The 25949-nt window shown below is 55.0% G+C and carries 24 protein-coding genes; 12 read left to right on the forward strand and 12 right to left on the reverse strand.

Annotated elements, in window-relative coordinates; translation table 11 throughout:
- Positions 1 to 113: 113 nt before the first annotated feature.
- Both hemH and F5984_RS17570 read right to left on the reverse strand, forming a co-directional pair.
- The gene (gene hemH / locus F5984_RS17565; protein ID WP_019989753.1) at positions 114 to 1187 is read right to left on the reverse strand and encodes a ferrochelatase; all 1074 of its coding nucleotides are present in this window, start codon (positions 1185 to 1187) and stop codon (positions 114 to 116) included.
- 113 nt (positions 1188 to 1300) lie between these two features.
- The gene (locus F5984_RS17570; RefSeq protein ID WP_152125540.1) at positions 1301 to 2077 is read right to left on the reverse strand and encodes a hypothetical protein; all 777 of its coding nucleotides are present in this window, start codon (positions 2075 to 2077) and stop codon (positions 1301 to 1303) included.
- An 84-nt stretch (positions 2078 to 2161) separates the two neighbouring features.
- Between F5984_RS17570 and F5984_RS17575 the strand changes: the two genes are divergently transcribed.
- Positions 2162 to 3097: a hydrogen peroxide-inducible genes activator gene (locus F5984_RS17575; protein WP_152125541.1), complete on the forward strand. Its 936-nt coding sequence runs from the start codon at positions 2162 to 2164 to the stop codon at positions 3095 to 3097.
- Between the two features lie 3 nt (positions 3098 to 3100).
- Here the strand turns inward: F5984_RS17575 and F5984_RS17580 are convergent, their stop codons facing one another.
- The 3 genes from F5984_RS17580 to argS form a co-directional block, all read right to left on the reverse strand.
- Positions 3101 to 3997, reverse strand: coding sequence for a 1,4-dihydroxy-2-naphthoate polyprenyltransferase (locus F5984_RS17580; RefSeq protein WP_152125542.1), 897 nt, complete (start codon positions 3995 to 3997; stop codon positions 3101 to 3103).
- Positions 3998 to 4091: 94 nt separating this feature from the next.
- Positions 4092 to 4709 (reverse strand): glutathione peroxidase, encoded by a 618-nt coding sequence (locus F5984_RS17585; RefSeq protein ID WP_152125543.1) that lies wholly within the window; start codon positions 4707 to 4709, stop codon positions 4092 to 4094.
- Positions 4710 to 4802: 93 nt separating this feature from the next.
- Entirely contained in the window at positions 4803 to 6593 is a 1791-nt protein-coding gene (gene argS, locus F5984_RS17590) for an arginine--tRNA ligase (protein ID WP_152125544.1), read from the reverse strand.
- A 124-nt stretch (positions 6594 to 6717) separates the two neighbouring features.
- Here argS and F5984_RS17595 point away from each other — a divergent pair, with 124 nt between their 5' ends.
- The 4 genes from F5984_RS17595 to F5984_RS17610 all read left to right on the forward strand — a co-directional run bounded on the left by F5984_RS17595 (position 6718) and on the right by F5984_RS17610 (position 11463).
- Entirely contained in the window at positions 6718 to 8277 is a 1560-nt protein-coding gene (locus F5984_RS17595) for a hypothetical protein (RefSeq protein WP_246169099.1), read from the forward strand.
- A gap of 339 nt (positions 8278 to 8616) precedes the next feature.
- On the forward strand, positions 8617 to 9324 hold the full coding sequence (locus F5984_RS17600) for a hypothetical protein (protein WP_152125545.1): 708 nt from the start codon (positions 8617 to 8619) through the stop codon (positions 9322 to 9324).
- A 192-nt stretch (positions 9325 to 9516) separates the two neighbouring features.
- Positions 9517 to 10560 (forward strand): class I SAM-dependent methyltransferase, encoded by a 1044-nt coding sequence (locus F5984_RS17605; protein WP_152125546.1) that lies wholly within the window; start codon positions 9517 to 9519, stop codon positions 10558 to 10560.
- A 90-nt stretch (positions 10561 to 10650) separates the two neighbouring features.
- The gene (locus F5984_RS17610; protein ID WP_152125547.1) at positions 10651 to 11463 is read left to right on the forward strand and encodes a polyprenol monophosphomannose synthase; all 813 of its coding nucleotides are present in this window, start codon (positions 10651 to 10653) and stop codon (positions 11461 to 11463) included.
- Positions 11464 to 11519: 56 nt separating this feature from the next.
- On the opposite strand, the gene F5984_RS17615 is transcribed toward F5984_RS17610, so the two are convergent.
- The 3 genes from F5984_RS17615 to F5984_RS17625 all read right to left on the reverse strand — a co-directional run bounded on the left by F5984_RS17615 (position 11520) and on the right by F5984_RS17625 (position 13842).
- Complete coding sequence (locus tag F5984_RS17615) at positions 11520 to 12443, reverse strand: SDR family oxidoreductase (RefSeq protein ID WP_185155557.1); 924 nt, start codon at positions 12441 to 12443, stop codon at positions 11520 to 11522.
- A gap of 80 nt (positions 12444 to 12523) precedes the next feature.
- Positions 12524 to 13219 carry a peptidylprolyl isomerase gene (locus F5984_RS17620; RefSeq protein ID WP_246169101.1) on the reverse strand — a complete coding sequence of 232 codons (696 nt, stop codon included), beginning with the start codon at positions 13217 to 13219 and terminating at the stop codon, positions 12524 to 12526.
- Positions 13216 to 13842, reverse strand: coding sequence for an ABC transporter ATP-binding protein (locus F5984_RS17625; protein WP_152125549.1), 627 nt, complete (start codon positions 13840 to 13842; stop codon positions 13216 to 13218). Before F5984_RS17625 ends, F5984_RS17620 begins: the two co-directional genes overlap by 4 nt.
- Before the next feature lie 168 nt (positions 13843 to 14010).
- On the opposite strand from F5984_RS17625, the gene purN reads away from it, so the two are divergent.
- Positions 14011 to 14598 (forward strand): phosphoribosylglycinamide formyltransferase, encoded by a 588-nt coding sequence (gene purN / locus F5984_RS17630; RefSeq protein ID WP_152125550.1) that lies wholly within the window; start codon positions 14011 to 14013, stop codon positions 14596 to 14598.
- Positions 14599 to 14740: 142 nt separating this feature from the next.
- Entirely contained in the window at positions 14741 to 15127 is a 387-nt protein-coding gene (locus F5984_RS17635; protein WP_152125551.1) for a hypothetical protein, read from the forward strand.
- 47 nt (positions 15128 to 15174) lie between these two features.
- On the opposite strand, the gene F5984_RS17640 is transcribed toward F5984_RS17635, so the two are convergent.
- On the reverse strand, positions 15175 to 15399 hold the full coding sequence (locus F5984_RS17640; protein ID WP_152125552.1) for a DUF4834 domain-containing protein: 225 nt from the start codon (positions 15397 to 15399) through the stop codon (positions 15175 to 15177).
- 130 nt (positions 15400 to 15529) lie between these two features.
- On the opposite strand from F5984_RS17640, the gene F5984_RS17645 reads away from it, so the two are divergent.
- Together F5984_RS17645 and F5984_RS17650 are read left to right on the forward strand one after the other, a co-directional pair.
- Positions 15530 to 16327: a sulfite exporter TauE/SafE family protein gene (locus F5984_RS17645; RefSeq protein ID WP_152125553.1), complete on the forward strand. Its 798-nt coding sequence runs from the start codon at positions 15530 to 15532 to the stop codon at positions 16325 to 16327.
- A 94-nt stretch (positions 16328 to 16421) separates the two neighbouring features.
- Entirely contained in the window at positions 16422 to 17825 is a 1404-nt protein-coding gene (locus tag F5984_RS17650) for an MBL fold metallo-hydrolase (protein ID WP_152125554.1), read from the forward strand.
- A gap of 10 nt (positions 17826 to 17835) precedes the next feature.
- Here the strand turns inward: F5984_RS17650 and F5984_RS17655 are convergent, their stop codons facing one another.
- From F5984_RS17655 to F5984_RS17665, 3 genes are all read right to left on the reverse strand, one after another.
- A complete protein-coding gene (locus F5984_RS17655) occupies positions 17836 to 18120 on the reverse strand; it encodes a hypothetical protein (RefSeq protein WP_044130517.1) in 285 nt (94 codons plus the stop codon).
- A gap of 430 nt (positions 18121 to 18550) precedes the next feature.
- Positions 18551 to 19531 carry a pyruvate dehydrogenase complex E1 component subunit beta gene (locus tag F5984_RS17660; protein ID WP_152125555.1) on the reverse strand — a complete coding sequence of 327 codons (981 nt, stop codon included), beginning with the start codon at positions 19529 to 19531 and terminating at the stop codon, positions 18551 to 18553.
- 108 nt (positions 19532 to 19639) lie between these two features.
- Positions 19640 to 22648: an excinuclease ABC subunit UvrA gene (locus tag F5984_RS17665; RefSeq protein WP_152125556.1), complete on the reverse strand. Its 3009-nt coding sequence runs from the start codon at positions 22646 to 22648 to the stop codon at positions 19640 to 19642.
- 148 nt (positions 22649 to 22796) lie between these two features.
- Here F5984_RS17665 and F5984_RS17670 point away from each other — a divergent pair, with 148 nt between their 5' ends.
- The 3 genes from F5984_RS17670 (at position 22797) to F5984_RS17680 (ending at position 25892) form a co-directional block, all read left to right on the forward strand.
- Complete coding sequence (locus F5984_RS17670) at positions 22797 to 23426, forward strand: MgtC/SapB family protein (protein ID WP_152125557.1); 630 nt, start codon at positions 22797 to 22799, stop codon at positions 23424 to 23426.
- A gap of 121 nt (positions 23427 to 23547) precedes the next feature.
- A complete protein-coding gene (locus F5984_RS17675; protein ID WP_152125558.1) occupies positions 23548 to 24189 on the forward strand; it encodes a hypothetical protein in 642 nt (213 codons plus the stop codon).
- A gap of 281 nt (positions 24190 to 24470) precedes the next feature.
- Complete coding sequence (locus F5984_RS17680) at positions 24471 to 25892, forward strand: MBOAT family O-acyltransferase (RefSeq protein ID WP_152125559.1); 1422 nt, start codon at positions 24471 to 24473, stop codon at positions 25890 to 25892.
- Positions 25893 to 25949: the final 57 nt, after the last annotated feature.

The following is a 25949-nucleotide window of genomic DNA, read 5'->3' on the forward strand; positions in this document are numbered from 1 at the left end:
AAACAGAATCGCAGTGACTTTGGGAGCGGGTATTCAAACGGGAAAGGCAATAAAAAAACCGCTGACTCCTCGGGTGGGAGTCAGCGGCAGGTATAGGTTTCGCGTCGGTTAGACTACCGGTACGCTTTCGATTTTACCAGATCTTCGAGCAGGTCAATCCAGATGGGGCTATCGTTCAGGCTTTCGACCAGTTGCCAGTGTTCACCGCCTTCTTCTTCAAAAACCTCTTTATATTCTTCGCCAACCTCGATGGTTGTTTCGAGACAATCGGCCACGAAAGCGGGCGAGAACGCCAGCACACTCTTAATGCCTTTCTTGGGGAGTTCCTTGATGACGTCTTCGGTGTAGGGCTTGATCCAGGGGTCGTTGCCCAGCCGCGACTGAAAACAGGTTGTGTATTTACCCTCTGGAATACCCAGCGCTTTGACCAGCAGGCGCGTGGTTTCGAAACACTGCGCCCGGTAGCAATGCTGGTTCATGGCCGTGAGCGAGTCGCAGCAGGAGCCCAGCTTGCACACCTGCTTGGTCACGTCGCCCTTGCGGATCTGACGTTCGGGCAGGCCGTGGTAGCTAAACAGGTAGTGGTCGTAGGCGCGCTCGGCCATGTATTTGCGGCCCAGCTGCGCGAAACCCTCCACAAACTTGGGGTGGTCGAGAAAGCTGTTGACGAACCGAATTTCGGGGATAATCTGCCACCGCGACACAATGTCCATCACCTTCTCGTACACAGAACCCGTTGTGGCCGAAGCATACTGCGGGAAGAACGGGATCACGATGATCTCGGTAAGGCCGAGCCGTTGAAAATGCGCCAGCCCGTCGGGAATACTGGGGCTTTGGTAGCGCATAGCCAGCTTAACCTCGTACTCGTCTGTGCCGAGCCGCTGTTGGAGCTCGCGCTCGGCTACTTCGCCGTAGTATTTGAGCGGAGAGCCATTGTCGGTCCAGACTTCGCGGTAGGTCTTGGCCGATTTGGGCGCACGAAATGGCGCAATAATTCCATTAACCAGCAAGAACCGGGGCAGGGCCGGAATATCAATAACGCGACCATCCATGAGAAACTCACGCAGGTACTTACGCACATCGGGCACGGCCGGGCTGTCGGGGGTGCCCAGATTAACCAGCAGAACGCCGGTTTTGCCCCGTGGTTTTGATTTGTTGACGGATGGGTATAATACAGGTGATTCCATGTTCGGGTAACACGAAAAAGGAGTTTACAGTTTTCGGTTTACAGTTTTCAGTTGTTCTTACATTTCGCAACCTAACTGAAAACCGTAAACCGAAAACTGTAAACTTCAAGAGGTTAGTATCGATTCAGGTCCGGGCGTTCAAACGAGGTGAACACCTCGCCGGGCAGGCCACTGAACACCCGAATGTCGGACAGTTCGCGGGGGCCACGCTTACCCGATAGCTTGATGCCGCCGTAGGTCTGGTAGTCGGTCCAGGGCAGAATAAAACCCGGTTTTTCGTCGGTGAATTTGGGGTAGTACGCCCACTGCGATACTAGCCGGGTAGTTTTATCAACCCACACTTTGTACTTGTTGTCGGGGGTGTTGCCCACGCCCTTAAAGGTCAGTTGCAGCACATCGGCTGGCTGTTTGGCCTCGGTCGAGTCGGTGCCGATGTATTTGAGCGTCACGCCCGAATCTTTCAGTTTGAAGGGCATCACGAGCCAGTATGAATCGTTAATCCAGGCCCCTTTGGCCGCTTTTACGTACTTGGCCACCGAGTCGGTATTCGTTTCTTCTTTGCCATTACGGTACACCCGTCCCTGATCGTTGTTGATATTGAGCACAACCGTCTGGTCGTTTTTGAGGTTATCAACCCGTACGTTACCGGTCCATTTGTCCCAAACCAGTCGTCGGTTTCCGAAAAAGGTCCAGGCAATAAAATGGGTCTGATCCCAGGCTTTGCGTCCGCCCATTGCCCGCATCACCTCGTCGGCAATTTGTACGGCACGGGGATCAGAACCGGCCACGTCGAAGCCCGGTGCGGCCGGATTGTCGGATTTCGACCGTTGGGCCAGCAGAGGTGAAACGCTCATCAGAAGAGCGACTATGAGTAAAAAACGGTTGCGCATGAGCAAAGGAGAATCGAGTTTAAGGGCAAAAGTAATTTGGAAGGCAATTTGTTTGGTGTTCAGACCCGTAGATTTACAATCAATATGACGTTAACGCAACTCGAATACATCATCGCGGTCGATACATTCCGGCATTTTGCCACGGCGGCCCAGCATTGTCATGTGACCCAGCCGACGCTCAGTATGCAGATTCAGAAGCTGGAAGACGAGCTGGGGGTGCAGTTGTTCGACCGTTCGCGTCAGCCCGTAGTGCCAACCGAGGTGGGGCAGGTAATTCTGTTGCAGGCGCGGGAGGTGGTGCAGGCGGCCCGCCGTATTCCCGAGATTGTGAAAGAGTCGAGCGACGAAATTAGCGGGGAACTCCGCCTGGGCATTATCCCGACGCTCGCGCCGTATCTGCTGCCCTTGTTTATTGGGTCGTTTATGCACCGATTTGCGGGCGTCTCGGTGCAGATTCAGGAACTCACCACCGAACACATTGTGGAACAGCTGCGGAAGGGGCTGCTCGATGTGGGCCTGGCCGTAACGCCCCTGCACGAGATGGGCCTTACCGAGAAGCCATTGTTCGAGGAGCCGTTTGTGGGCTACGTGGCCGATTCGCACCCTCTGGCGGGTCAACAGGAGCTGTCGGCAGCCGATTTACAGGCCGAAGGGCTTTGGCTCCTGACCGAAGGACACTGTTTCCGCGATCAGGTAGTGAACCTTTGTGGGGCCGATTTACGAAACCGGTCGGCCCTGCGGTACGAAACCGGCTCGCTCGAAACCCTCATCAAACTCATCGACCGGCAGGAGGGCTTCACCTTACTGCCGTATCTGGCCACGCTCGACATGGAGGAGCCGCGCCGGGCGCGACTGCGGCCGTTGGGCGAGCCGCAGCCGGTTCGTCAGGTGAGTTTGCTTCTGCACCGAAATGGGCTTAAGCGCCGACTCATCGACGCGCTGCGCCGGGAAATATTGGCGCATTTGCCGCCCGAAGTGGCACAAACAACCGAACATCGTAAGCTGGTGGGGTTACGCTAACACTCAGGCCAACACCTGCCCAATCCCGAACAGCAGTACAAACACGAGTGTCGAAAGGGCCAGTTGACCCAGCCGTGGGTTCAGCTCGCCCGGCTGCCGGTGGGTGGCCACCGCCCGACCGTTGAGCACAAACAGCGGAAACGAGAGCAGGTAGAGATACGTGACCGACGGTGCCGAGGTCATGACCGAATACAGCAGGGCGCAGATCATGCCAGCCAGCAGTAACGCCCAGTGATACTGAATAGCGCCCGCTCGCCCAAGCCGGACCGGAATGGAGTTTTTGCCCGTTTTGGCGTCGGTTTCAATGTCACGAATGTTGTTAATGTTCAGCACGCCCGTAGCAAACAGCCCCACGCTGGTAGCGGGCAGCAGCAGCAGCGAATCGAACGTGAGCGCGTGCAGGTAGTAGGTGCCTAACACGCCTACCCAGCCGAAGAAAATAAGCACGGCAATATCGCCCAGGCCGGCGTACCCGTAGGGCCGCTTGCCGTTGGTGTACCCAATAGCGGCTGCAATACAACCGAGGCCCAGAATAAAAAACGACCAGAACACCACTTGGCCGCCCACGCGGGTGGCCTCGATCAGGAGCCAGATACCCGCTACCAGCGAGAGTACGGCCGTGACCACAATGCCCCGGAGCATGGCTTCTTTGGTAATATCGCCCGTAGCAACGGCCCGGCGCGGGCCTACCCGTTCGGCGGTGTCTTTGCCCGACACGGCATCGCCATAATCGTTGGCGAAGTTTGAGAGTACTTGCAGAAAAACCGTTGTGAGGCAGGCAAGTGCGGCAATGATTGGGCTAAAATGGCCGGTAGCATAGGCCAGAAAACTCCCCAGAATAATACTGGCCAGGGCTAATGGTAAGGTACGGGGGCGCGCAGCGGCAATCCAAGATTTCATAGTAATGCGTAATGTATAATGTGTAATGCGTAATGACAAATAGCGGCCGGTAGCCAACCCATTCATCATTACGCATTACACATTATGCATTGGATCAGATGCCGACTGCTTTTTTGAACTCCGCGTCGTCGGGCTTCACGCCCGATGCGAAGAAGTTGGTTAGCTGACCTTGTTCGTTAATTACGTACTTGCAGAAGTTCCAGGTAGGTGCTTTGTCGTTCCAGCCGTTCAGCTCCTTTTTAGAGAGCCACTTATACAACGGGTGCTGATTGTCGCCTACCACTTCGACTTTATCAAACATGGGGAACGTGACGCCGTAGTTTTTCTGGCAAAACGAGGCAATTTCGTCGTTGCTGCCCGGTTCCTGCCCGGCAAAGTTGTTGGCCGGGAAACCCAGCACCACAATTTTGTTGCCGTACGCTTTATAGAATTTCTCCCAGTCGGCGTATTGGGGCGTGTAGCCGCATTTTGAGGCCGTATTCAGAATCACTACTTTTTTACCCTTGTATTTGCCAAGGTCAACGGTTTTACCGTCGAGCGATTTCACCGTGAAATCGAACAGTGTTTTTGCGGGGGCTTCCATATTTGCAGGGGCAGCGGCAGCAGCTTTCTTGTCGCTGAAAATGCCTTTGACCAGTGTTGAGAGTGACATAGCATTAGCGGTCACCAGTGCGAGGATGACCAGAGAAAATACAGTGAGTGTACGTTTCACGGAGGTAAGCAAAAAATGGGTTGTTGGCAGACATCGTTATCGATGCAACTAAACAACCCATTGTTAAAACGAAAGGTTTTGACCGTCTATGGCTTACATTTTCTCAGGTACCTCAATGCCCAGCAGCCCCATCGCTTTCTTGATGGTCTGCCCCACCAGGTCGGTGAGGGCCAGCCGCACGGTCAGCATACGGGCGTCGGGTTCGTTCAGAATCGATACGTCGGCGTAGAACTGATTGAACGTCTTGGCCAGTTCGTACGCGTATTGGGCGATGTACGAGGGCGCGTAATCGTCGCCGGCTTCGGCAACGCGCTGTGTGTACTGACTCAACAAAAACAACAGTTGCTGCTCCGACGGGTGGAACGACACGGCGGGCAGCTCGGCCGGAATAGCCAGCCCCTGCTCGGCCGCCTTGCGCATGATGGAGCGCGTACGGGCGTAGGTGTACTGAATAAACGGCCCCGTATGTCCGTGCACATCGACCGACTCGGCCGGGTTGAACAGCATCCGTTTTTGGGCGTCGACTTTGAGCAGAAAGTACTTGAGTGCCCCCAGCCCGACCATCTGAAACAGAATGTCCTGTTCATCAGCCGTAAACTCATCGACCTTGCCTTTGGTGGCTTCGTCGGCTGCGGTGCGGGCGGCTTCGGTCACGGTCGATACCAGATCGTCGGCATCGACCACGGTACCCTCGCGCGACTTCATCTTGCCCGACGGTAGGTCGACCATGCCGTACGACAGGTGGTAGCAACCCTCGGCATAGGGACGGCCCAACCGGCGCATAATCGAGAACAGAACCTGAAAATGGTAGTCCTGCTCGTTGCCCACCACCCAGATCGAGCGGTCGTTTTTAAAGTCGTTGAACTTCAGATCGGTGGTGCCCAGGTCCTGCGTGATATACACCGAAGTACCGTCGGAGCGGAGCACGAGTTTCTGATCGAGCCCCTCGGCGGTGAGGTCAATCCAGACCGAATTATCGTCTTTGCGGTAAAAAACGCCTTTCTGGAGACCTTCTTCTACCACTTCCTTACCCAGTAAATAGGTTTGTGATTCGTAATACGTTTTGTCGAAATGGGTACCGATTTTGCGGTAGGTGGCGTCGAAGCCGGCATACACCCACTCGTTCATTTGCTTCCACAGGGCCACCGTTTCGGCATCGCCCTGTTCCCACCGGCGGAGCATGGCCTGCGCTTCCAGAATCAGCGGAGCCTGCTTTTCGGCTTTCTCTTTGTCTACGCCCTCAGTTACCAACTGCTCAATTTCGGCTTTGTAGGCCTTGTCGAACAGTACGTAGTATTTACCAATCAGGTGGTCGCCTTTCAGACCGGCCGATTCGGGCGTCTCCCAGGTGCCGTCGGGTAGTTGCCCAAACTTCTGGTAGGCCAGCATCGACTTACAAATGTGGATGCCCCGGTCGTTGACAATACAGGCCCGCACTACGTCGAAACCGTTGGCTTCGAGAATTCGGCTAACCGATTCGCCCAGAAAATTGTTACGTAAGTGACCCAGGTGCAACGGCTTGTTGGTGTTGGGCGACGAAAACTCGACCATCACCGAGCCACGATGTGCCGGAGCAGGGGTCTCGGTACGCAGAGCCGTGAGCAGATCGGTCCAGACCGAATCGGCAACGCTCAGGTTCAGGAAGCCCTGCACCACGTTGAATCGGCTGACCACATCGGTGTTTTCCTGCAACCATTGCCCGATGGTCTGCCCAATTTCGACGGGCGACTTGCGGAGGGCTTTGGTGAGCGGAAAGGTAACGAACGTGTAAAGGCCCTCGAACTCTTTTTTGGTAGGCTGGAGGGTGATATCAGTAACGGTTTCGCCGTAAATCGTGGTAATCGCCTGCCCGATGGCGGCCTTTAGTTGCGCTTGTAAATCCATTCGATGCGGTCGGTTCAGTGGCCCGACGGGAGTTTTCGGGTGCAAAAGTACAACGCGGATGTTTGATACAGGATATGCAGCGTTAAACGTTTAACTTTACCTCACTACGGACAAGCTGAAATTCATGCGGGTACAACTACTTCTTATCTGGATTGGGTGGCTGGGAGCGATGGTCGGCGCACAGGCGCAGCTGGAGCAGGCCCGCCGACTCGAATTTGCCGTTGACCCCAACGTGCAGGAGTCATTCGACGTTACGACGCTCGGCCTCAAAGGCGTTTTGGTAACGGTTCGGAAAGGGGGCTATTACCCCAACGACCCGGCTCAGTTTCGGTTTCAGGCCTACAGCACCGACCTCAAAGAGCTTTGGAGTGCTCAGTTTAAAGCCGATGGCCGGTTTGAGCCCCGGCTTTCGTACCACGACCAAAACTTCCTGTACTGGCTTTTTCAGGAAGATAATACCGATAATATTCAGGTGCTGCGGGTGGGCCTCAACGACGGCTTAGTCGAAACCTTCGAGGGCGATTTACTCAACGGTATGGACATCCATCATTTTAAAGTGGTGGAGAATCTGGCGTATATCGGCGGGAGTCACAGCACCCGGCCGGTGGTCATGGCTTTTTCGTTTTTCGACCGCACGGCCAAAGTATTGCCGGGTCTGTACGTCAACCATATCGAAATCAGCAGTATCGAGGTCGACCCGATTCGTCGCGAAGTACACGTACTGGTACATAGCCAGAAACGCGGCTGTCAGTTTTCGGTACGCTCGTACGGGTATGATACCAAGCCGATTCGGACGCTGGAGTTTGGTGGTGACGAGCATAACCTTATTTCGGGTAAGCTTCTGACCGTCAATGATGATGAGCTGCTGCTTATTGGCAATTACTCGGCCGACTGTACGCCCTACTCGCAGGGTATTTACGTGACCCGCATCCGACACGATGAGAATGGCCCCGCCGATGCCGACCGGATTCAGTACATTGAGTTTTCGGCCCTGCAAAACTTTTTCAAGTACCTGAAGCCGAAGCAGCAGCAGAAAATGCAGGCCCGTATCGACAAGCGCAAGCAGGAGAACCGGGAAACCAAATTTCGCTACCGGCTGCTCGTACACGACCCTATTCTGACCCACGATGGGCTGTTGCTGGTGGCCGAGGTGTTTTTTCCGCAGTACCGGGGTAATGCCCTGCCGTACGCCATCAGTACTCCGCGCGTAGGGCCCTCGGCCGTCGACCGGTACTTTGATAGTTACCGCTACACCCACGCCATTGTGTGTGGCTTCGACCGGCAGGGTAATCTCCTCTGGGACAATTGCCTGCCTATTCCAGACATGGAAAGCAACGAGCTGGTGGAGCGGGTGCAGGTATCGCAGGTAGAGGACAAGCTGGTGCTGGCGTACCCCTACAAAGGCGAAATCAACCTGGAGGTGATGCAGGGTAACCGGACGATTCGGGAGCGTGAGAATTTCTCGCTCAAGGTGGGTGCCAACGAACGGCAGAAAATCACCGATAGCGAACACGAAAACCTGGCGGCCTGGTACGGGCATTATTTTCTGGCCTGCGGGTTTCAGAAAATCATTGACGACCCCCGGCAGGGCTTCAACGCCCGCGAGGTGTTTTACCTGAACAAGCTCACCTATTCGCTCGACGAAAAACCGGCCGACGATAAAGCAAGCCGTTCGGGGAAGTAGGTGGTCTTTGAGGGACCACCGACACTGACCCGTTTTTACCACCGGCCCCTCCTGAAAAACAAGAGGGGGAGACTTGCCAGACAATCTGAGGAACCGGATAAAATTTTTCTGTTATTCGGGGTGGAAGGTGTTGTCTTCGCCTTCTGATCGTCAATGTGGTAAGCCATAGAAGGCAAAACGTATTTCAAGCTTCTGTAATTAGTCAAGTTGAAAGCTCGCACTTCCCCCTCCTGTTTTTCAGGAGGGGGCTAGGGGGTGGTTGTAAAATCTCAATCCCGATGAACTCCGTAACTTGCAGCCCAAATAGGCGCCCCGTGGGCGAATGTCAAACGTTTTACAATGAATCGATGGTTTAACCGGCGCTCGGCCGGGTGGTGGTTGGGTATTTTACTCGTAGTTGGACTGGTGGTTTGGGTCGTGACCGATTTAGCGATTCCCCGACCGCACAGCATCCGACAATTCGATCCTAATAGTGTGGCTCGCATCGAAACGGCCATTTGGCGGTCGTACGTCAACAACGGCCGCGTTTCGCTTTACCGGCAGTTGGCGGGTGGGCTTCGGAATCAATTCAACACACCGTATTGGCGGTCGTACGGACTGGCGTTTCAGGCGAGTCGAGCCGCTTTTGTGCTCAAAGAAGGGAGTACCTCTGCCGATTACGAAGCTGCTGTGCCGTTGCTGGTTGATTATTACACGGCCGTCAAACGGCTGTCGGGCGAGTCGTTCGACCCGCAGGCTATGGCCCGGCTCGATGTGGAAGCCTGGGCGATGCACCGCAACCCGAGCCGCTCCTCGTACGACGACCTGGCGCGGGCGTTGGCCCAAAGTGCCGGTACGCTCTACGGATTACCCCCGGCCCGGTTTGCCGATTATGGCGTGTTGCGGGCGCAGGCTATCCGGCAGTACGACGAGGCCCGTCGCCGGAATCCGGTGCCTCGAGAAGCCGACTGGCAACGAATGGAGCAGCAACTGCATTGGGCCTGGCAGAGCCTCAGTCGCGTGCTTGCGCTCGACCGCCTGGAGCGTGCCGGGCGTGGGGGTAAATAGTCAGGAAACAGATTTTTCCGGCCTATTACCGGGGTTTTGGTGTTTATGTAATTCAGTGGTTTGGGTTAGTTCATTTCTGGTTTACCCGTCTGACGGCAGGGTACTCGTTTGGTGGTTGTACACCTGCCCGAAAGCCAGTTTGCGCAAACCATAAACAAAAAACCATAAACCCAAAACTACACTAACCTCCCCATGCAGCTATCTATTTCTCCCGACAACCCCCTCGAATGGCTCGCCCTGCGGGCCGACATCGTGCCCTGGCCACTCGCCCACGTGCAGATTATGCCCGTAGTGGCCAAAGCCGTGCTCGAAGCCGCCGACAAAGGGGTGTTTGAGGCCGTGGCTGCCGGGGCCGATACCGTAGCCGCCGTTGCCCAAACCTGCAACCTGCACCCCAAAGCCACCCGCGAGCTGATGGGGCTGCTCACGGCCCTGCGCTATTTTAAGTACCAAAACGAGCGGTTTACCCTGACCAAATCGGCCCGGAAATGGGTGCTCAAAGACAACCCTGAGTCGGTGTACGGTATGATGCTGTTCAACAACCGAGTAATGTGGCCCTGGCTCGATAAAATGGGCGAGTACCTGCAAACCGGCAAAGGGATTCATTACCACGACCACCTGACGGCCGAACAGTGGCAGTACTACCAGAACGCTATGCTGGCGGCTACCGGCACCGAAGCAAAAGAGTTTGGGCGCAAAGCGCCCGTTGCCAAAACGGCTACCGATATGCTCGACATTGGCGGTTCGCACGGGCAGCATTCGGTGGCGCTTTGCCGCCGGATTCCGGCTCTCCGCTCCACCATTCTGGACCTCCCCGAGGCCATTGAGCAGGCGGCCCCGTTGCTGGCCCGGCTGGGGTTGGGCGAGCGCGTACAGCACCGGCCGGGCAACGCCCTCACCGACGATTTTGGCCACGAACAGTATGATGTGATTCTAATGTCGAGCCTGGCGCACCATTTCAACGACGAACAAAACCGGGCTGTGGCGCAAAAAGTAGCGCGGGCTCTGCGGCCGGGTGGGGTCTACATCATCAATGAGTTTATCCGGCCCGAAACCGGTGCTAAACCCGAACTGGTGGGCGGCTCCACCGATTTGTTCTATGGCCTCACAAGTACGGCCGGTAACTACTCCATTGCCGAGATAAAAGACTGGCAAGCCGGGGCCGGGCTCAAACCGCACCGGGTTATCAACTACCTGACCATACCGGGCCGGGCTATGGTAGTGGCAAAAAAATAGTCGATAACAATTTTTAACAGTCAGAAAGCACGAACTTCGCGGTTCTTTGTGTTTTACCAACAACGAGCCTCCCCCCTCGTTTTTATCGCCGTGAGAGAATGCCTGGTGGTCATCCCGACCTACAACGAGATTGAGAATATTGAAGCCATTATCCGCAAAGTGTTTTCGCTGCGCGACCCGAATGGCCGAGCTGACGAATGCCCGTTTGATCTGTTGATTGTCGACGACGGATCGCCCGATGGCACGGCGCAGGTCGTGCGCGACATTCAGGCCGAAATGGCGGGTATGGCCACAGCCGCCCGCTTGCACCTGCTCGAACGGAAGGGTAAACTCGGTTTAGGAACGGCGTATCTGGACGGTTTCCGGTGGGGGATGGCGCAGGGGTACAACTACTTTTTCGAGATGGATGCCGACTTCTCGCATAACCCCGATGACCTGATTCGGTTGTACCACGCCTGCGCCCGCGAGGGAGCCGATGTGGCCGTGGGGTCACGCTATATCAAAGGTGTCAACGTGGTGAACTGGCCCATGGGCCGGGTGCTGATGTCGTACTTTGCCGGGGTGTATGTGCGGTTTGTGACGGGTATGCCCATCATGGACCCGACGGCGGGCTTTATCTGCTACACGCGCCGGGTGCTCGACACAATTCTGCAAAACCGGATTCGGTTTGTGGGGTACGCTTTCCAGATCGAGATGAAATTTACCTGCTGGAAATACGGTTTCCGGCTCGTTGAGGTGCCCATTATCTTCACTGACCGCACTAAAGGCACCTCCAAAATGTCGACCAAGATTTTCAAAGAAGCCGTTTTTGGGGTTCTCCAAATGAAGATCGGCTCGTTTTTTCGGCATTATATCCCCGGCAAGCCTGCTTTAGTAGCTGAAAGCGAGAAGATGTCGGTATAACGCTATATCAGCCTGGCAGACGCTACTCCAGCGTCTGCCAGGCTGATATAGACAAACTACACGCGCTGCCCAATCTGCTCGGCCAGAATGGCAATGCCCTCCGAGAAGCTGCGCGGGTTGTAGCCAAGCACCGTTTGGGCCTTGGTGATATCGAAACCCGTGCGGGGCGGACGCCGGGCAATCTGCTTGAACGTAGAGCCATCGGCCTGCGCAATCAACGATTTGTCGAGACCGAAGAAGTCGGCCGTTTGAATCGCCATTTCGTAGGGCGTGAGCACTTCTTTGCCCGAGATGTTAAAGATACCTTCTGCCTGTTGGGTGGCAATGAGAGCGCAACCAGCCGCCAGGTCTTCGGCCAGCGTTGGGCTCCGAAACTGATCGGTTACGACCTGAATGTTCTTGCCGTCTTCGAGCGACTTCTTCACCCACAAGATAATGTTGCTGCGGCTCATATCGTGGGCAATGCCGTACACCAGCACCGTCCGGGCAATGGCCCAGCGAATAGGTTTACCCACCTGTCCGGCGTTTATCACCACCTTTTCGGCTGCGTACTTGCTCCAGCCGTAGAAACTAATGGGGTTGCCCAGAGCCTGCTCATCGTACGGCCCGGCAGCCCCGTCGAAAATAAAGTCGGTGGAGACATGGCACAGAAACGCGTCGGTTTGCCGGCAAGCCTCCACAATGTATTCCACGGCGGTCACATTCTGCGCCCAGCAAGCGTCTTTTTCGCGTTCGCACTTGTCAACATCGGTCATGGCGGCCCCGTGAATCACGGCATCGGGCCGTACGTCGCCTATCACCGCAAGCACTTCCTGCTCGTTCGTGATGTCCATGCTCCGGTACGTGTAACCTTCGGTGTAGGGCAGTCGGTTAGCCCCGCGGGCGGTTGCAATAAGGTCCACCTCGGGGTTATTCGACAACAAGTCCACTAATTTCTGGCCCAACAGTCCGTTGGCACCCGTAATGAGTATACGCATGATTTTCAGGTAGAGACGCAAGATGTTGCGTCTGGCAGACACGCAGAATCTTGCATCTGGTAGAGACGCAAGGTTCTGCGTCTCTACAGGTTATATAATTTCGCTAACTTCTTCTTTTTGACCCATTTCCCCGAAACGGTCATTCGTACGTCTTTGAGAGGGCGGTCTTGTGCCGAGCGGGGTTGTTTGGCAATACTATCGACTACCGCCAACCCCTCAACTACCTGCCCGAATACGGTGTAATTGCCGTCGAGGTGGGGGCTGCCACCCAGCGTTTGGTACACCTTCTGCTGTTCGGGAGTGGGTACATGGCCATTCATATTCCGAATCCGGCTGATCTGCTGCTGCATACCAGCCTCGTCCCACACACGTCCCTGCACAATGTAAAACTGGCAACCGCTCGAGGCCTTTTCGGGGTTTCCGTCGCGGGCTGCGGCCAAAGCTCCTTTTTTGTGGAATAGAGCCGGGACAAACTCGGCCGGGATCTTGTAGCCCACATCGCCACTGCCGAGAGGGCGGTCGGCTTCGGCCGTTTTGGAGTTGGGGTCGCCCCCCTGAATCATAAACCGCTCAATGATGCGGTGAAACAGAAGCCCGTCGTAAAACTTATCGTTGACGAGTTTAATGAAGTTGTCTTTGTGTTTTGGGGTTTGGTCGTGCAGCAGAAGCCGCATGGTGCCAAAGTCCGTTGTCATCGTGACCAGAAAGTCTTTTTTCCGGCGGTTCTGTGCCTGAGCCAGCACAGGTAGTAAAAGGAGTAGGAGTAGGGTAGTTTTCACAAGTTGACTCGATTCGCAAAGGCGTCTTTCAGGCGTTGATCATGGGTAACAACTACCAAACTGGCCCCAATCTGCTCCGATTGCTGGCGTAGCAGATCAATTACCCGGTCGGTATTGGTGTCGTCGAGGCTGGAGGTCGGTTCGTCGGCCAGAATAACACTCGGCCCGTTCATCACCGCCCGGGCAATGCTTACCCGTTGCTGTTCGCCCTGACTCAGCTGGTTGGGTTTCTTGTCGAGCCGGTCGGTAAAACCCAACTGGGCGGCCAATTGGCGGGCGCGGTCTTTATGTTGCGGTTGCCCGGCCAGATAATTGGCCAGTACGAGGTTGTCGAGTACCGACAGCGACCCCACGAAGTGCGGTTTCTGGTACACAATACCCACGTGCTTAGCCCGAAAGGCGGCAGTCTCGGCCGCGCTAAGTTGCGTCAGGTCGGTATTGTGAATCACAACTGACCCCTTGTGCGGCTTCAGCAGCAGGGCCAACAGGTGGAGCAGGGTAGTTTTGCCAGTGCCCGAACGACCCAGGATCAGCAGAGCCTCGCGGTCGGCACAGTGAAGGTCTGGAAAAACAAATTGTTTGTCGGAGCCGTAAGCAAACGTTAGTGATTGGGTTGTTAACATACCTTAACGCAGAAGGAGCATTCCGACAAAGTTACAAAAACCTCGTAATTTCGGCCCGTAAGTTAAGTGATGAGTGATGAACGATGAGTGATGAGTTTTTATCATCGTGTGCTTATTGAGCTTACTCATCGTTCATCACTCATCGTTCATCGCTGAATAGTACACATTTTGAAAAAAATAGCCCTTTTCGCATCAGGATCCGGTAGTAATGCCGAAAAAATAGCCGACTATTTCGCCGATCAGGAGGGCGTATCGGTAAGCCTTGTTTTGACTAATAACCCCAAAGCCGGGGTAATCGACCGCGCTCGCCGGGGCTTCGGTACGGGGCGGGTACATGCGCCGGTGGTCGTGTTTGACCGCCCGACGTTTTACCAGACTAATCAGATCACCGAATTGCTACAGAATCAGGCCGTCGACCTGATTGTGCTGGCTGGTTTTATGTGGCTCGTACCCGGCTCGCTGGTGCAGGCTTTCCCGAACCGGATTGTCAATATTCACCCGGCTCTGTTGCCCAAATTTGGCGGTAAGGGTATGTACGGCCATTTTGTGCACGAGGCTGTGGTGGCCGCCGGTGAGCCCGAATCCGGCATTACGATTCACTTCGTCAACGAACACTACGACGAGGGGGCGGTTATTTATCAGGCAAGCTGTCCCGTAGCGCCGACCGATACCCCCGACGAGGTAGCCCGCAAAGTGCAGGTGCTCGAACACGCGCATTACCCACGGGTGGTGGCCGAGGTACTGGCTTCGCTCTAACGGATTAGTAAACCACTACACTTCATAAGCGAATGGGTAATGTAAAATGCATAATGGGGAATTGACTTACCTATTGATAATCAGCTTTTTCATTGTAACGATTTACACTATCCATTATACATTTAATTCTGTCTAAGTACGTATGCTACGCTGGATATTCCTTCTGGGAGGATTATTGTTTTCACTGACCGGTTGTTTCCGGCCCGCTATTCCGATCTCGACGGGCCCGAAATACCCCATTGATGTTTTTTACGAGAACGAACGCCCGTACCGGCCTTATGATGTGGTGCAGGAGATGGAGAGTCGACAGGAGTTACCGCTCGACCGGCGTCAAAATCAGGATGGTCGTATGTTGAGCCGGGGCAATACCATGCAGGATAAAGAGTTACTGCTGGCTAAAATGACGCTCGAAGCCCAGCGCGCCGGGGCCGATGCACTCATCAATGTGAAATACACGTATTACACAACCGCCACGGTAAATGGCTATCTGCTCAGTGGGCAGGCCGTAAAATACCGACCTGAAAACTAAAGGCGAGTTTACAGTCTTCTGTTTACAGTTGGCTGGTTATCCAAAACTTATTTAACCTCTTCGTAATCCACGTATTCGCCACCTTTGTAAGGAGAGTCGGGCCGGGGTGGCACGTAATCGACTTTGGTGTCGCCTTCCCGACGACGCGGAGGAGTCTGGCGACGTTGCTCTTTCACCAATTGACGGCCAACCAGCAGGTAAAAGACAAACCGGCGGACAGGGGGCACAAAAGCGATGAGCAGAGCAATGATGAACAGAATCTTAAGTAACATGTGCGTCGCGTTTACGAATCAATAACGTTTGTGACCTACGTTTAGTTTGGTGTGGCGAGGTGTACAAAGGTAGCAATTAATTCAGGCGGCAGGCACACCCGACAGGCGGTGTTGTTACTCTTTATTCGGTATGACAGGAGGAGCGTTTTTTGGGTATGCAGCTGCTTTGCTCGTTGGTCTGGTAATCGGGCTGGCGGGCGGGGGCGGGTCTATTCTGACTGTGCCAATTTTTGTGTATGGGTTCGGAATTTCGCCCTTGCTGGCTACTACCTACTCGTTGTTCGTAGTTGGGGTTACGTCGATGGTGGGCTCTGTTAATCACCTTTGGCAGGGTCGGGTCGACTTGCGCACAACGCTGGCCTTTGCTTTGCCTTCGTTTTTGTCGGTGTACCTGTCGCGCCGGTTTCTGGTGCCTGCTTTGCCCGACCCGATCTTCCGTTTTGGCGATACTTACCTGGCTAAAGAAGACGCCATTTTGTTTTTTTTCGCCTTCGTGATGGTGATGGCCGCCCGCGCCATGATCCGCAACCAGAAACCCGAACAGGGCGAGGCCCGCGACGGTCGGCCGCGCTACGGTACCCTGGCCCTCGACGGGCTGGCGGTTGGCCTGCTTACCGGAACCATAGGGGCTGGGGGTGGGTTTCTGATCGTACCGATGCTGGTGCTACTGGCGGGGTTGCCCATTCACCGAGCCGTGGCCACATCCGTGCTGATTATCGCTGTCAACTCGTTTGTCGGGTTACTGGGCGACCTTCAGCACACGCGGCTCAACTGGGATTTTCTCTTGCCATTTACCGGGTTATCCATCGTCGGTATTTTTCTGGGTATGTACCTGGCCCGTTTTGTAGCCCCCGACCAGCTTAAGAAAGGGTTCGGCTGGTTTGTGTTGGCCGTAGCGGGATACATTATTTTGAAGGAATTGATTTAGAGCTAGTTAAAGGTTGATCTCATGTGTTCTAATTAACTTTGACTCAACCCCAACTGAAAACTCTAAACCGAAGACTGTAAACTGAAGACGGACTATGATTGTCGAACAACTATACACGGGTTGCCTGGCGCAGGGAGCTTATTACATTGAAAGCGAAGGTGAGGCTGCGGTGATTGACCCGTTGCGCGAAACCGGGCCGTACATGCGTAAGGCCGAACAGGCCGGTGCACAGATTCGGTATGTGTTTGAAACTCATTTTCACGCCGATTTTGTATCGGGCCATATCGACCTGGCCCGCAAAACCGGTGCGACTATTGTGTACGGCCCGAACGCTAAAACCGGTTATGAGGCTTACGTAGCCCGCGATGGCGAAGAGTTCAACGTGGGTAAGCTCCGAATTCGGGTGTTGCACACGCCCGGCCACACGCTGGAATCGACAACCTACCTGCTGCTCGACGAAACCGGCCGCCCTCATGCCATTTTTACCGGCGATACCCTGTTTATTGGCGATGTGGGCCGACCTGATCTGGCCATCAAAGGCGACCTGACCGAACAGGATTTGGCCGGTATGCTTTACGATAGCCTGCAAACCAAGATTATTCCCCTGCCCGACGACCTGATTGTGTACCCGGCACACGGGGCGGGGTCGGCTTGTGGCAAGAATATGAGCAAGGAAACCACCGATACGCTGGGCAATCAGAAACGGTTCAACTACGCTTTGCAGGCCCGCTCGAAAGAGGAGTTTGTGACGCAGGTGCTCGACGGGCTCACGCAGGCTCCGCTGTACTTTGCGCAGAACGCCCGGCTCAACAAGGAGGGCTACGAGTCTATCGATCAGGTGATGCAGCGGGGGAGCCAATCGCTCGGGCCCGATGCGTTCGAAGCGGCTGTTAATGGTACCGGGGCCCTGATGCTCGATGTTCGCGAGGCTGCCGAATTTACGGCTGGTTTTATTCCTAACGCGATCAATATTGGCCTCAACGGGCAGTTTGCCCCGTGGGTGGGAGCTCTTATTCCTGATCTGGAACAACCCATTGCGCTGATTACCCCCGTGGGTAAGGAAGAAGAAACCGTGTTGCGGCTGGCGCGGGTTGGGTACGACAATTGCGTGGGCTACCTCGAAGGTGGGTTTGCCAGCTGGCAGTTGGCCGGTAAAGAGATCGACACGGTGGAGTCGATTTCGGCGGAGGAGTTTGTGCAGCGGCACGCTCAGAACCCCGCAGCCCCGGTGGTCGATGTGCGTAAACCAGTTGAATTTGGGCCGGAGCACCTTGCCGGTGCCGAGAACCTGCCGCTCGACACCCTCAACGACTACATGGCGGCTATTCCGCGCACGGGACCGGTGTACGTGCATTGCGCGGGTGGCTACCGGTCGATGGTGGCCAACTCAATCCTGAAAGCACGGGGCTTCGATAACGTGGTGAACGTAGAGGGGGGCATTGCTGCCATCAAGAAAGCAGCACCAACCTTGATTGAAGCGGGTGAGCCTGCGCACTAAGCGGCCGGTCTCACCGAATCGGGTTTTCGTCGATACCCAGTCGGGGTAAGGCCGGATTGAGCACCCGTGGTACTACCTTAATTCGAAACACTTTGGTACCAGCTACGTCGAAGTCGCAGGAGTAAAATTTTCGTTGTTTTACGCCCCTATACACGGCCGTGTAGTTTACTTTCAGAGGCCAGTTGTTCACGAGGAGTTCGGCCGTGATGGCCTCAACGGCTTTTTTCAGGTTTGAGAAAAAGATAGTGTTCGGTTCGCGTTGCCGGAGTGTGTTGAGCGAGCCAATATGTTGCATGGTGATCTCGTAAATCACCTTGGTTTCGATACGCACGGTTTGAGGATAGTGTTAGTTACATCAGTTGTTTTATGGTAAATTATTAAACTATTTTTCAACTGCAAAATATCTGCGTGCCTCCGCGCGTTTACGATGTATAAACTTTGCAAAAGCTCAGGCCACCCGGTTTGGGCTTTTTTTATTCAAGAAATTGACCGTGCGTCTCACTACTGGACATTAGATGTTGAACCTCCCTACAGAATGGTAGTAAGTCTAACGTCTAATGTCTGAAGTCCGAATGTCCGGTACTGTAAACGTCCGTGATAAGTAGTATCCAATTCGTAGAGATGCAACCTATCGCGTCTCAGTAAGTACGATGTATGCCATTTCACCTCACAAAAAAGCCCCGATACCTGCACGATACCGGGGCCCGGAAAATCAGCTTGACAGCTTATTTCTTGTACATAACCGAATCAACGGCCTGCAAGGTTTTCTTCACGTTGGGCAGAATCACCTCGATGAGTGATGGTGCGTACGGAAGCGGCAAGTCGAGGCTGTTCACCCGAACTACCGGTGCATCCAGATAATCGAACGCGTTACGCTGAATGTTGTACGTCAGCTCCGACGAGATGGCGGCCAATGGCCACGCTTCTTCCACAATCACACACCGGTTGGTTTTCTTCACCGAGTTGATGATGGTAGCGTAATCAATCGGGCGCACCGAACGCAGGTCGATTACCTCGGCCGAGATGTTGTTTTTGGCTAATTCTTCGGCCGCCTGATTGGCTACCTTCATCATTTTACCAAACGAAACGATGGTCACGTCGTTGCCTTCGCGTACCACATCGGCTTTGCCAATCGGAATAAGGTATTCTTCTTCGGGCACCTGACCTTTGTCGCCGTACATTAGCTCTGACTCCATGAAAATCACGGGGTCATCGTCGCGAATGGCTGATTTAAGCAGACCTTTCGCGTCGTAGGGGTTCGACGGAACCACCACTTTCAGGCCGGGCGTATTGGCGTACCAGTTCTCGAAGTTCTGAGAGTGCTGGCTCGACAGCATACCGGCGTTACCGGTGGGGCCGCGGAATACGATTGGGCATGAGTACTGCCCGCCCGACATAGACATGACCTTGGCCGCGCTGTTGATCACCTGATCGATGGCAACGAGCGAGAAGTTAAACGTCATGAACTCGATAATGGGCCGCAGACCGTTCATACCCGCTCCGACGCCAATACCGGCAAAGCCCAGCTCAGCAATGGGGGTGTCCCATACGCGATCCGGTCCGAACTCGTCGAGCATACCCTGACTGACTTTGTAGGCACCGTTGTATTCGGCCACCTCTTCGCCCATCAGGAAAACCTTCGGGTCCCGGCGCATTTCTTCGGACATAGCCTCCCGCAGGGCCTCGCGAAACTGTATTTCTCTCATAGTAATTCGAGTGATCTATCCGTTAGGGTTTCTGTACGAGTTGGGAAGTCCCGGGTTCTCACACAAAAACGGCCAAAATTAGACAACAATAGGGGATTGGGCAATACGTTACAATTTCTCCCGCAGGAAATCAGCCGTGTAGTTTTGTCCTTCGGGGAGTTGGGCCATCTCTTCGGGTGTACCCGCAAAGGTGATATACCCGCCCGTTTCGCCCCCTTCAGGACCCAGGTCGATGATATGGTCGGCACTTTTGATGACTTCCATATTGTGCTCAATGATAATCACCGAGTCGCCCTGATCCACGAGGGCGTTGATGGCCTTGAGCAGTTTTCGGATGTCGTGAAAATGCAGACCCGTGGTCGGTTCGTCGAAAATGAACAGGGTGCCGCCTTTGTTAGGATTCCCTTTGCTCAGAAACGACGCCAGTTTCACCCGTTGAGCCTCACCACCCGACAAGGTGTTGGCCGATTGCCCCAGCCCCACATAACCCAGCCCAACCTCTTGCAGGGGTTGTAGCTTGTCGGCCATTTTGGGGTCGGCTTCGCGGAAGAAAGTAATGGCTTCATCCACGGTCATGCTCAGAATATCGGCCACGTTTTTGCCGTGGAGCGTTACTTCGAGCACCTCCTGCTTGAACCGCCGACCGTTGCAGCCCTCGCATTTGAGGTAAATGTCGGCCATGAACTGCATCTCTACCTTTACCTCGCCTTCACCCTGACAAACCTCACAGCGCCCCCCGTCGACGTTAAACGAAAACTGACTCGGCTTGTAGCCGCGAGCTTTTGAAATAGGTTGCTCCGACATCACCTGCCGAAGATAATCGTAGGCTTTGATGTACGTGACGGGGTTTGAGCGGCTCGATTTGCCAATCGGGTTCTGATCGATCATCTCGATGGCCGTGATCTGATCGAGGCTACCGGTAAGTTCGCTGTAGCGGCCTGCTTCTTCGGAGCCTTCACCTTTCAGGCGGGCCAGCGCCGGATACAGCACTTTTCGGATGAGCGTACTCTTACCTGAGCCCGACACGCCCGTGACCACCGTCAGGGTATTGAGCGGAAACCGGGCGTCTACGTGCTTGAGGTTGTTCTCGTTGGCACCTTTCAGCTCGATAAAATGCATACCCTTCCGCCGGAACGTGGGCGTCGCGATGGTTTCGCGGCCCGTCAGGAAGTCGAGGGTGTGGGAATGGAAGGGCAAGGCTACCGGACGGTGAGGAGTGAGGAGTGAGGAGTGAGGAGTTGCTTGCGCGAGCTCTATCTCCTCACTCCTCGCTCCTCGCTCCTCGCTCCTTAAGGAGCCCTGAAACACCAAATGCCCTCCGCCGGTGCCGGCTTCGGGGCCAATGTCGATCAGTTGGTCGGCGGCCCGCATCACTTCTTCTTCGTGCTCAACCACGATCACGGTATTGCCCATGTCGCGCAGAGATTCGAGTACGCTCACGAGTCGGCGGGTATCGCGCGGGTGGAGGCCAATGCTCGGTTCGTCCAGAATATACATAGAGCCTACCAGGGCCGAACCAAGCGAGGTAGCCAGTTTAATGCGCTGGTACTCACCGCCCGACAGGGTATTGGTGAGCCGGTTGAGGGTCAGGTAGCCCAGCCCCACGCGTTCCATATAATCGAGCCGGTTCCGAATTTCGACCAGAATCCGACCGGCTACTTTCTGGGTAGTTGCGGGCAGGTCGAGGGCGCGGAAGTAAGCCGCTACCTCGGTGATCGGCATGAGAACCAGATCGGTAATCGAGATTTTATGGCCATCGTTGCCGGTCAGTTTTACATAGCTGGCGTCTTTGCGCAAGCGCGAGCCCCGGCATTCGGGGCAGGTGGTTTTGCCCCGGTATCGCGAGAGCATCACCCGGTACTGCACCTTGAACGTTTGGCTTTCGACCCACACAAAGAAATCGTGCAGGCCCGAAAAGTACGCGTTGCCTGTCCAGAGCAAATCTTTCTGCTCCGGCGTAAGGTCTTTGAAAGGTCGGTGAATGGGGAAGTCGAACCGAATACCATTGCGCAACAGGGGTTTCAGAAACTCCTCACTCATTTTCTCGCTCCGCCAGGGGGCAATGGCTCCTTCAAACACCGACAGATTTTTGTCGGGCACCACCAAATCGGGGTCAATGCCCAGTACCTTCCCGAAACCGTCGCATCTGCGGCAGGCTCCGTAGGGGTTGTTGAACGTGAACAGATTCACGCTCGGCTCTTCGAACGCAATCCCGTCAAGTTCGAACTTATCTGAAAATAGCTGCGACTCGCCCCGGCTCACCACATCAACGCGGCAAGTGCCGTCGCCCTCGTTGAAAGCCGTTTGTACCGAATCCGAGAATCGGTACTGCGTATCTTCGTCGGGTTGGCCATTATCATCGAGCAGTACCGTACCGCGGTCAACGAGCAGTTCGAGCGGGGCCGTGTTGGCGAGCGCGTTCAGTTCGTCGGTGGGGAGTTCGAGCAGGTCTTCAATCTGCCGCACCTGTCGGTCGGGCCGGTCGGTTGTACCGTTGTCGATCACCACCCGCGTGTAGCCTTTTTGCAACAGAATCCTGAGTTCGTACTCCAGCGTGCGGCCCTCATGAATGAGCAGGGGCGTGGTAATCATGACCCGCTCGGTGGGTTGGTCGGGGGGGGCGGCCTGCGCAAAAATATAGTTGACCACGTCGGTCACGGTATCCCGGCGCACCGCTCGGCCCGACACGGGCGAGTAGGTAGTACCTGCCCGGGCGAAGAGCAGTTTGAGGTAATCGTAAATTTCGGTGCTGGTGCCGACCGTAGAGCGGGGGTTGCGCGTCGATACTTTTTGCTCGATAGCAATGGCGGGCGACACGCCCCGGATATACTCCACTTCGGGTTTTTCCATCCGACCCAAAAACTGGCGGGCGTAGCTGCTCAAACTCTCCACGTACATGCGCTGGCCTTCGGCAAACAGGGTGTCGAACGCGAGCGATGATTTGCCGGAGCCTGAGAGGCCCGTCAGGACCACCAGTTTATTACGGGGAATGGCAACGTCAACATTTTTCAGGTTGTGTACCTTTGCTCCTTTGATAAGGATGTACTGCTTCGGATCGAGGTCGTCAATAGCGACGATTGGGCCTGTTTCCGCAAGGTTCCCGGAGGTTGTGTTCATTCAGAAAGTTAAGCAAACCGTATCTGTAGGCTAACGGTTTTCAACGGAATTAGGTTTCTGGAAACCAATCATTCGTTGGCTTGTTAATGGGCCAGAAGATTTGGGTAGCTTGCCCGTCGATTCGTTGTTTTTTACCAACCATTCAGCCATGAATTTTGTCGAGGAAGATATGTACCGATTGCTGGTGGCCCTGCTGGTGGGTGGCCTGATCGGGGTTGAGCGCGAATACCACAGCAAGGCTGCGGGGTTTCGGACCATGATTATGATTTGTGTGGGGGCGGCTTTGTTTACGCTGGCTTCGGAGCGCATCGGTGACTCCGGCGACCGGATTGCCGCCAATATTGTGAACGGGATTGGTTTCCTGGGCGCGGGAATCGTGTTTAAGGAAGACAACCGGGTGCGGGGCCTGACAACGGCCGCTACCGTTTGGGCGGTGGGGGCCCTGGGCATGTGCATCGGCGGTGGGCATTACGACATCGGGCTGTTGGGAGCTGCGGTAGTACTGGCTACGCTCTGGCTCATGGTAGGAACTTCCAACTGGATTGGCTCCAAAAACCAGCAGCGCGATTATAAAATCGTGACAACCTTTAAAAACAAAACGCTGCAACATTACGAGCGGTTGTTTGAAGAGTGCGGGCTGGTGCCACGACGCGGGCGTCAGGAGCGTATTGGTAATGAGATTATCGGACAATGGCGGGTGTCGGGCCCCGATAAAGCCCACGAAAAGTGTATCAAGCGGCTCTTAAACGATGCCGAGGTAAAGCAGTTTGTGTTCTAAAAAATTTCGGGTACCCCTTTTTCGTTCTTTCATTTAGTTTGCGGAGCCTCGGTGCTCGTGCTGCCCCCAACCGGGCTCATGGGCCGAACCTACTCCGCGAGCTGCACACTATAAACGAACCATGAGACATATTCGTCGTATTTTACTGGCTGTTGCGCTGTTGAGCAGCGGCATGGCTTTTGGGCAAATCACCGAAGACCCCGAAGACCGGGAGCGGGGTAATCAGGGGTACGAGCCCCTCCGTACGCAAACGCCCGAGGGTCGGCCGTTGCCGTTCTGGCAGCGTTTGCGCGTGGGTGGCGGCATTACCGGGTTTCGGTTTGGTAACCCGTTTAGTCTGGGGGCTGCCCCGGTGGTGGCGTATCAGGCGTCGGAGCGGCTGGTGCTGGGCATTGGCGGTAGCTACACCTACACGCGCTACAAAGCCATTGACCGGGTTACGGGCCGCACCATTCCGTTTGAGACGTACAATCAGTTTGGGGCGCGGGGGTTTGTGATGTTTGAGGCACTGCCCTCGGTCATTCCGAACCTGTACCTGCATGGTGAGGTCGATAACAGTGCCATTCAGGTGATCGATAACATCAACGGCGGTCGGCAAACGGCAAGCGTAACGGCTCCATTGCTGGGCCTCACGTTTTCGCAGCGTGTGGGCCGACTGGCGGGGGTGAATATCACGGCCCTGTACAATCTGAATTACAATGGTAACCGACTCAATCAGGCTATTTACGGAAGTCCGTTTGTGTTCCGTATTTCGTTCTTCTAAACGGGTGTGGCCATGTAGGCTTGTTCAACCCGGTCGCTGTAGTGGCCGGGTTGTTTTTTGTGGGGCCGGGTCACCACCCCCAGGCCCCCTCCTGAATTCATGAGGGGGTGTTGAAAACGTTTGCCCTGACTAATCAAGGGGGCTTGTAACGTCTGCTAATTCAGACCTTTTCGAGGGAGAGCGGAGGGTAGCACCAAAGGGCACTCTGCCCCCTTCGCTAAGAGATACGTGGGCTTTGTTGGCGGATTGTTAATTTTGGTCCCGAAACGTAGTCCTTTCCCATGCTCTTTAGCTCGGCCATATTCCTTTTTCTGTACCTGCCCACCTTTCTGTTTATCTACTACCTGCTGCCCACACGCTTTAAAAACGCGTTTTTGTTTGCGGCCAGTTTGGTATTTTACGCCTGGGGAGAAGGTATCGTTGTGTTGATTCTGCTCTTGTCGGCGGGTATCAATTTCATAGCCGGGCGGCTGATTGAGCAGGGCAAACGAACGGCCGGTTTGTGGCTTTCGTTGGTGGGGAGCCTGTCGTTGCTGTTTTATTACAAGTACAGCAACTTCGCTGTAGAATCGGTGCGGGGCTTTGCCGAGGCCCTGAGTCTGCCCGGAGCCGACAACATCGAACTGGCGGCTATTGCCCTGCCCATTGGCATTAGTTTTTACACGTTTCAGGGTATCTCATACACGCTCGACATTTACTGGGGGCGTATCCGGGCCAACAAGAGCTTTATCAATTACGGCACCTACGTCGCCATGTTTCCGCATCAGATAGCCGGGCCTATTGTGCGTTACGCCGACATTGCCCCCGAACTGGAAGAACGGCACGTGACCATCGAAAAGTTTGGTGTTGGGGCCGAGCGGTTTATCATCGGTATGGCCAAGAAAATTCTTCTGGCCAACACGTTTGCCAGCCTCGCCGACCAGATTTTTAACGCGCAACTGTCTGACATCAGCACGGCTACGGCCTGGCTGGGTATTGTGGCGTACACCTTCCAGATTTACTTCGACTTTTCGGGCTACTCCGATATGGCTATCGGTCTGGGTAAAATGGTGGGGTTCGATTTCAAAGAAAACTTCAACTATCCGTACATCGCCCGGTCTATTCAGGATTTCTGGCGTCGGTGGCACATTTCGCTGTCGAGCTGGTTCCGCGATTATGTGTATATCCCGTTGGGAGGCAACCGGGGCGGGGAGTTTAAAACCTATCGCAACCTCCTGATTGTGTTTTTTGTGACGGGCCTGTGGCACGGGGCGAGTCTCAATTTCATTGTCTGGGGCCTCTACCACGGTGTATTTCTGTTGATTGAACGCGCCGGACTGGGTAAGCGGCTTGAGCGTGCCCCGGCCGCAGTGGGGCATGTGTACACCCTGCTGGTGGTACTGGTAGGCTGGGTATTTTTCCGGGCGGTCGATCTGAGCAGCGCGCTGGCGTATCTGAGCAAGATGGCTGGCCTGAGCGCAAGCCCGGCCGATGTGGCTTATCCGCTTTCGTTTTTCATCAATACTGAAGTGCTGGTATCGCTGGGCCTCGCTGTGGTGCTGGCTACACCTGTGTACCACCGGTTTCAGCGGTTCTGGCAGAGCTTGCCCGCCGTGGCCGTTCGGGAGGTGGTGTACTCGATGGGGTTGTTTGGCCTGTTTATCGCTGCGGTCATGTACTTAGCCGCCGACACGTACAACCCGTTTATTTATTTCCGGTTCTGAGTTGGCAACCGGCCGTTAAGCCATCCATACCTCTGTTTTTCGCCGTCTGACAAACCC

Source organism: Rudanella paleaurantiibacter (assembly GCF_009184635.1).
GTDB lineage: Bacteria > Bacteroidota > Bacteroidia > Cytophagales > Spirosomataceae > Rudanella > Rudanella paleaurantiibacter.

Bases quoted from the DNA above. Each gene is read 5' to 3' on its own strand.
- hemH (WP_019989753.1), bottom strand. From the start codon at position 1,187: ATGGAATCACCTGTATTATACCCATCCGTCAACAAATCAAAACCACGG.
- F5984_RS17570 (WP_152125540.1), bottom strand. From the start codon at position 2,077: ATGCGCAACCGTTTTTTACTCATAGTCGCTCTTCTGATGAGCGTTTCA.
- F5984_RS17575 (WP_152125541.1), top strand. From the start codon at position 2,162: ATGACGTTAACGCAACTCGAATACATCATCGCGGTCGATACATTCCGG.
- F5984_RS17580 (WP_152125542.1), bottom strand. From the start codon at position 3,997: ATGAAATCTTGGATTGCCGCTGCGCGCCCCCGTACCTTACCATTAGCC.
- argS (WP_152125544.1), bottom strand. From the start codon at position 6,593: ATGGATTTACAAGCGCAACTAAAGGCCGCCATCGGGCAGGCGATTACC.
- F5984_RS17595 (WP_246169099.1), top strand. From the start codon at position 6,718: ATGCGGGTACAACTACTTCTTATCTGGATTGGGTGGCTGGGAGCGATG.
- F5984_RS17600 (WP_152125545.1), top strand. From the start codon at position 8,617: ATGAATCGATGGTTTAACCGGCGCTCGGCCGGGTGGTGGTTGGGTATT.
- F5984_RS17605 (WP_152125546.1), top strand. From the start codon at position 9,517: ATGCAGCTATCTATTTCTCCCGACAACCCCCTCGAATGGCTCGCCCTG.
- F5984_RS17625 (WP_152125549.1), bottom strand. From the start codon at position 13,842: ATGTTAACAACCCAATCACTAACGTTTGCTTACGGCTCCGACAAACAA.
- F5984_RS17635 (WP_152125551.1), top strand. From the start codon at position 14,741: ATGCTACGCTGGATATTCCTTCTGGGAGGATTATTGTTTTCACTGACC.
- F5984_RS17640 (WP_152125552.1), bottom strand. From the start codon at position 15,399: ATGTTACTTAAGATTCTGTTCATCATTGCTCTGCTCATCGCTTTTGTG.
- F5984_RS17645 (WP_152125553.1), top strand. From the start codon at position 15,530: ATGACAGGAGGAGCGTTTTTTGGGTATGCAGCTGCTTTGCTCGTTGGT.
- F5984_RS17650 (WP_152125554.1), top strand. From the start codon at position 16,422: ATGATTGTCGAACAACTATACACGGGTTGCCTGGCGCAGGGAGCTTAT.
- F5984_RS17655 (WP_044130517.1), bottom strand. From the start codon at position 18,120: ATGCAACATATTGGCTCGCTCAACACACTCCGGCAACGCGAACCGAAC.
- F5984_RS17660 (WP_152125555.1), bottom strand. From the start codon at position 19,531: ATGAGAGAAATACAGTTTCGCGAGGCCCTGCGGGAGGCTATGTCCGAA.
- F5984_RS17665 (WP_152125556.1), bottom strand. From the start codon at position 22,648: ATGAACACAACCTCCGGGAACCTTGCGGAAACAGGCCCAATCGTCGCT.
- F5984_RS17670 (WP_152125557.1), top strand. From the start codon at position 22,797: ATGAATTTTGTCGAGGAAGATATGTACCGATTGCTGGTGGCCCTGCTG.
- F5984_RS17675 (WP_152125558.1), top strand. From the start codon at position 23,548: ATGAGACATATTCGTCGTATTTTACTGGCTGTTGCGCTGTTGAGCAGC.
- F5984_RS17680 (WP_152125559.1), top strand. From the start codon at position 24,471: ATGCTCTTTAGCTCGGCCATATTCCTTTTTCTGTACCTGCCCACCTTT.